This window comes from Dietzia sp. UBA5065 (assembly GCA_002415925.1).
Taxonomy (GTDB): domain Bacteria; phylum Actinomycetota; class Actinomycetes; order Mycobacteriales; family Mycobacteriaceae; genus Dietzia.
Genome location: DIAZ01000071.1, coordinates 1 through 4,320, shown reverse-complemented (window position 1 = coordinate 4,320; position 4,320 = coordinate 1). Strand labels below are relative to the sequence as shown.

Here is a 4,320-nt window from a genome sequence, read left to right as displayed (position 1 = left end):
AGGCGTTTGCCGCCTGCGCCGATTTCATCGACCGGATCAAACAGGGCGTCCCCATCTGGAAGCGTCAGCGCTTCACCGACGGGGTCGCGGAATGGGTGGGCGTCGGCGACTGCTGACGCCTCACGCGGGGCGGCCACGGGGTCTGCGCCTGTCCGCGCCCGGCGGATTGGTCAGCAGCCCGTCGTCGCCGATGAGACGGTCCGCGAACTCGTCCCACTCGCGTTCCCGGATGTCGTCCCGGGCCCTCGCCAGGGGGCCTCTCGGCCGGGTGCGGTGTTCGTGCCCGGTGTCGGTGGTGATGACCAGGTCGCCGAGGGGACCGAGACGGTAGGCGTTGGTGCCGAACGTCTTCTCCCGATGATGCTTGCGGCACAGGCACATCAGGTTCCATTCGGCGGTCGGGCCGCCGAGCTCGGGATCGGTTCTGTTGAACGCGATCACATGATCCACGTCGCAGTCCCGGGCGGCCACCGAGCACCCGGGGTGACGGCAGGTTCCGTCGCGCAGCCTGATCCTCTCGGCCATCGCCGGAGTGATCACGTAGCGGAGGGCGTGTTCCGGGGAATCCAGGGCACCGGGAGCGGGGTCGAGGAGCTCGAAGCGCACACTCGCGTCGTCGCCCTCCAACAGCTCCCGACAGAGCCATTCGAAGCTGCTGTACGTGCCGTGGACGAACTCGACGCGGTTGGGCAGTCCCCGCGACGCGGCGGCGATCACGCTGATGCGGATGGGCTGCCCGGCCGCTGCGGCGTTGCCCACCGTGGGCCGCGGCAGGTCCGCCCCGAGCGCCACGTCCCCGAGTTCGATGCCGTCGACATCGACTCCGTCCCCGCCGGCACGGTTCGTCGCAGACGCCCGTCCCGCGGGGGCGTAGACCGCCAGCGCGGCCAGGGCGTCGGCACGGAGCTGGTCCATGGTCCCGGTCAGCCCGTCCCGGGATGCGGCGGTGGCGTCGGTCTCGATCCGGCTCCGCAGCAGTTCGGCATCGGTGGCGGAGAGCTTGGCCCACATGGTGGCCATCCCGTTCCGCGCGCGGCGGAACCGGACCGTGCGGGCCTCGGCGGCCGCGGCCTCCGACTCGTCCGCCGTCGCGGGATCGTGGCGCCGGACGGAGTCGTCGATCAGCGAGTCCACCGCGGGGCGACCGGGCCGGTCCCCTCCGGCCAGGTCCTCGGCGATACGCGCCATCACGTCGTCCTCGACGTCGGTCACGATCGAGTCGGGAACATCGGCGAGACGACACGCGATGTCGACGGCCAACTGCTCGGGCACCAGCCCGCGGTCCACCGTCGAGCGCAGGCGGGGCAGGCGGCGGTGGATCTGGACCCCGGCCGTGACCAACCGCGCGGCGTGCCAAAACGTGAGCTGACAGGCCGACGCCAGGTGATCGCGAGCCCTGGCCTGCGGATCCAGCCGCGCGTACGCCGGCCTCGAGTCCGCCTGATCGAGCCGGGCGTACTGCTCGACCAGGACGTGGGCCGCCTCCAGCCGCGTGGCCCCGGCCCGGTTCTGCGCGAGCGTCGCGGCCCGCGCGGCCTCGCTGACCACCTTGATGTCGACCATGCCGAGGGGCTCGGGAACGGCGAACAGCACTCTCGTCGTCATCGTCGTCGCCCCTCTCCATCCCCGGCCCTAGTCGAACTTTCATTCGATCCTACCCCTCCGACCGCGGTGGCACAAGTGTTCGATCGAGTCGGCCCCGCCGCTCAGCCCAGCCGGGTGCCGACCCACTCGGCCAGCACGCGGGAGAACGCGTCCACGCTCTCCACCCACGTGGAGCCGGCGACCTCGTCGGCCGTGTCGGACACGTGCTTGACCAGCCGCGTGGGCACGCCGAGCGCCGCCCCCGCCGCCGCCACGGCATATCCCTCCATGTCCACCAGGTCCGCGATCGACGCGAGGCGATCGCGCAGCGGCCCGCCGGCCACGAACCTGTCGCCGGACGCGAGCACCGGGGCCGTCGGACCGCCGGGCGCGGACGGCAGCACGTACCTCGGCTCCGGCATGACCGCCCGGACCGGCGACAGGGCGAGCGGAGGACCGTCGTGGCGGCCGGTGACGGCGTGGAGGGCGGGGTCGTCGAAGTCGTGCTGGAACACCATCGCGATCTCGTGCGTGCCCGCCATCCCCGGGTGCAGCCCCCCGGCGGTGCCCACGTTGACGAGCTCGCGCGGCCGGACCCCGCCCCCGAGCGCGTGCGCGACGGCCATCGCCGCGCGCACCTTGCCCACGCCGGTGACCAGGACGGGAAAATCGGTGACGAAGTGCCGTGCCTCCTGTTCGAGGGCGACGACGACGAGGGGGTGTGCCAGATCGACCGTTCCGAGGAGTTCCACGGCCCACACGGTAGCCGCCGCTGCTCGGTACCCTCCACCGTGTGCTCAGGAATCCGGTCGTCTACTGGGGGGTCGCCTCCTTCGCGTTCGCGTGCGAGTTGGCGCTCGCCGTGGGACTCGGCGTGGTGGCGTGGCGCCTCGCCCACCCCTCCGGCGTGACGATCGGGATCGTGGCGGCGGTGCTGGTGCCGACCGCCTTCATCGGGTTGTGGGCGGTGTTCATGTCGCCGAAGGCCCCGCGTCGGCTGCCGGCGTGGCCGCGCGCGACGATCGCCGGTGTCGCGTGCGTGGCGGTGGGTTCCGGACTGGTCGCGGTGGGGCTGCACGTGCCCGGGATCGCGCTGATCGTGTCCGGCCCGCTGCTGTCGGCGGGTCAGGTCGCCATGGGGTCCGGCCACCCCGACTGACCGCTCCCTCCCAGCGGGAGCCGCGCCACCACCTCGTGGCGTGCGCGCCCGCGCGGGCCCTCGCCGAGGAAGGACTCGACCAGCACGATCTCCGAGACCGTCCATTCGCTGCCGGCGAAGGTGCCCAGGACGCGAAGCCACGAGGTCGCGTCGTCACGGCCGCGCAGGCGCGCGAGGGTGAGGTGGGGCCGGAAGCGGGCGCCGTCCGGGCGGCAGCCGGCGGCGTTGGCGGCCGAGCGCGTCCCGGCCGCGAGTGCGTCCAGAGCCCCGGCGGCCCGGGCGCCCTCGACCCCCGCCCACAGGACCCTGGCCCGCTCGACCGAGGGGAACGCCCCGGCCCCGGCCAGGCGCAGCCGGAACGGCTCGTGCCGGCGGGCGACCGAGGAGAGCCGCTCGACCAGGTCGTCGATGCGCCACTCGTCGACGCTCGGACAGAACGTCAGGGTGAGGTGCCACTGCGAGGGGTCGGTCCACGCCAGGCCCGGCCTCGGCTCGAGGAACCGCTCGAGCTCGTCCCGCGCCGCCTCCGGGGGGAGCACGGCCACGAACATCCGGTGTCCCATCACGCCGTGGCCCACACCGACCCGAGCCACAACCCCGCCAGGGCGGCCGCGATCGTCGCGAGCATCGTCCCGCCCCCGTACGCCAGGGCCGTCCCGCGATGACCGGATCGGGCGAGGCGGACCGTGTCGACGCTCGCCGTGCTGAACGTGGTGTACCCGCCCAGCACACCCGTGCCCACCAGGGCCATGGTCGTCGGGCCCGACGCGAGTCCGACGAGCAGACCCAGAACGAGTGACCCCGTGAGGTTGACGAGGAACGTCCCCAGCGGGAAGGTCCGCCGCCACCGTGACGACACCGCCGTGTCGACCGCATACCGCGCGGCCGCGCCCAGGCCGCCGCCCACCGCGGCCCAGCCGATCAGTGCGGCGCCGCCCAGCTGCGCCGCGCTCACGGCGCCGCCCCGCTCCGGCCGGACCCCGCCGCGGCAACACCCGCCGCCGCATTACCTGCCACCGCAACACCTGCCACCGTGGCCAGCGCCCCCGCCACGAGCGTGAGCAGCGCGTACGCGGCTGCGGTCACCGGCGCCGACCCCTGCACGAGCTCGGCTCCGTGCACCGCCACCGCCGAGTAGGTGGTGAACCCCCCGCAGAAGCCGGTCCCGAGGAGCAACCGGACGGCTCGTCGTCGTCGTTCGACGCCGGGGTCCCCACCCCCGGCCGCCCATTCCGCCAGCGCGCCGAACAGGAACGCGCCCACCACGTTGACCAGCAGCGTCGCCGCGGCGCTCGACCCGGGCAGGGCGAGCACCACCGCCGCACGGGACGCCGACCCGGCGGCCCCGCCGGTCGCGACCAGCAGCAGCGCCGTGGAGAGGTGCGGCCTCACGCCGAGAGCCCGGCCTCCAGCGCGGCGTCGAGGCCGGCGCGGTCACCGGCGATCTCGAGCCCGGCGGCGTCGGCGCGCACCCGGCCCCACAGGAGCAGCGCGAGGGTCTCCGGCGGCCCGACCACCTCGACCTCGGGGGCGCCGTCCCCGCCCGGCAGCACCCACTCTGTCTCTTATACACATCT

General features: G+C 74.0%; 7 protein-coding genes. 1 reads left to right on the top strand and 6 read right to left on the bottom strand.

Features of this window, described 5'->3' with window-relative positions; all coding sequences use genetic code 11:
• Positions 1-120: 120 nt before the first annotated feature.
• Together B4M60_RS05235 and B4M60_RS05230 are read right to left on the bottom strand one after the other, a co-directional pair.
• Positions 121-1,605, bottom strand: coding sequence for an HNH endonuclease signature motif containing protein (locus tag B4M60_RS05235; protein ID WP_291080963.1), 1,485 nt, complete (start codon positions 1,603-1,605; stop codon positions 121-123).
• A gap of 101 nt (positions 1,606-1,706) precedes the next feature.
• Positions 1,707-2,336, bottom strand: coding sequence for a nucleosidase (locus B4M60_RS05230; protein WP_291080961.1), 630 nt, complete (start codon positions 2,334-2,336; stop codon positions 1,707-1,709).
• 41 nt (positions 2,337-2,377) lie between these two features.
• Between B4M60_RS05230 and B4M60_RS05225 the strand changes: the two genes are divergently transcribed.
• A complete protein-coding gene (locus B4M60_RS05225) occupies positions 2,378-2,743 on the top strand; it encodes a YrdB family protein (RefSeq protein WP_291080959.1) in 366 nt (121 codons plus the stop codon).
• On the opposite strand, the gene thpR is transcribed toward B4M60_RS05225, so the two are convergent.
• The 4 genes from thpR to B4M60_RS05205 are packed head-to-tail and all read right to left on the bottom strand — an operon-like array spanning position 2,710 to position 4,296.
• Positions 2,710-3,294 (bottom strand): RNA 2',3'-cyclic phosphodiesterase, encoded by a 585-nt coding sequence (gene thpR / locus B4M60_RS05220; RefSeq protein ID WP_291080957.1) that lies wholly within the window; start codon positions 3,292-3,294, stop codon positions 2,710-2,712. The genes B4M60_RS05225 and thpR overlap by 34 nt on opposite strands.
• Before the next feature lie 11 nt (positions 3,295-3,305).
• A complete protein-coding gene (locus B4M60_RS05215) occupies positions 3,306-3,698 on the bottom strand; it encodes a fluoride efflux transporter FluC (RefSeq protein ID WP_291080955.1) in 393 nt (130 codons plus the stop codon).
• Positions 3,695-4,135, bottom strand: a complete 441-nt coding sequence (locus tag B4M60_RS05210; protein ID WP_291080953.1) for a fluoride efflux transporter FluC — start codon at positions 4,133-4,135, stop codon at positions 3,695-3,697. Before B4M60_RS05210 ends, B4M60_RS05215 begins: the two co-directional genes overlap by 4 nt.
• Positions 4,132-4,296 (bottom strand): hypothetical protein, encoded by a 165-nt coding sequence (locus B4M60_RS05205; protein ID WP_291080952.1) that lies wholly within the window; start codon positions 4,294-4,296, stop codon positions 4,132-4,134. The genes B4M60_RS05210 and B4M60_RS05205 overlap by 4 nt, the downstream gene beginning before the upstream one ends.
• Positions 4,297-4,320: the final 24 nt, after the last annotated feature.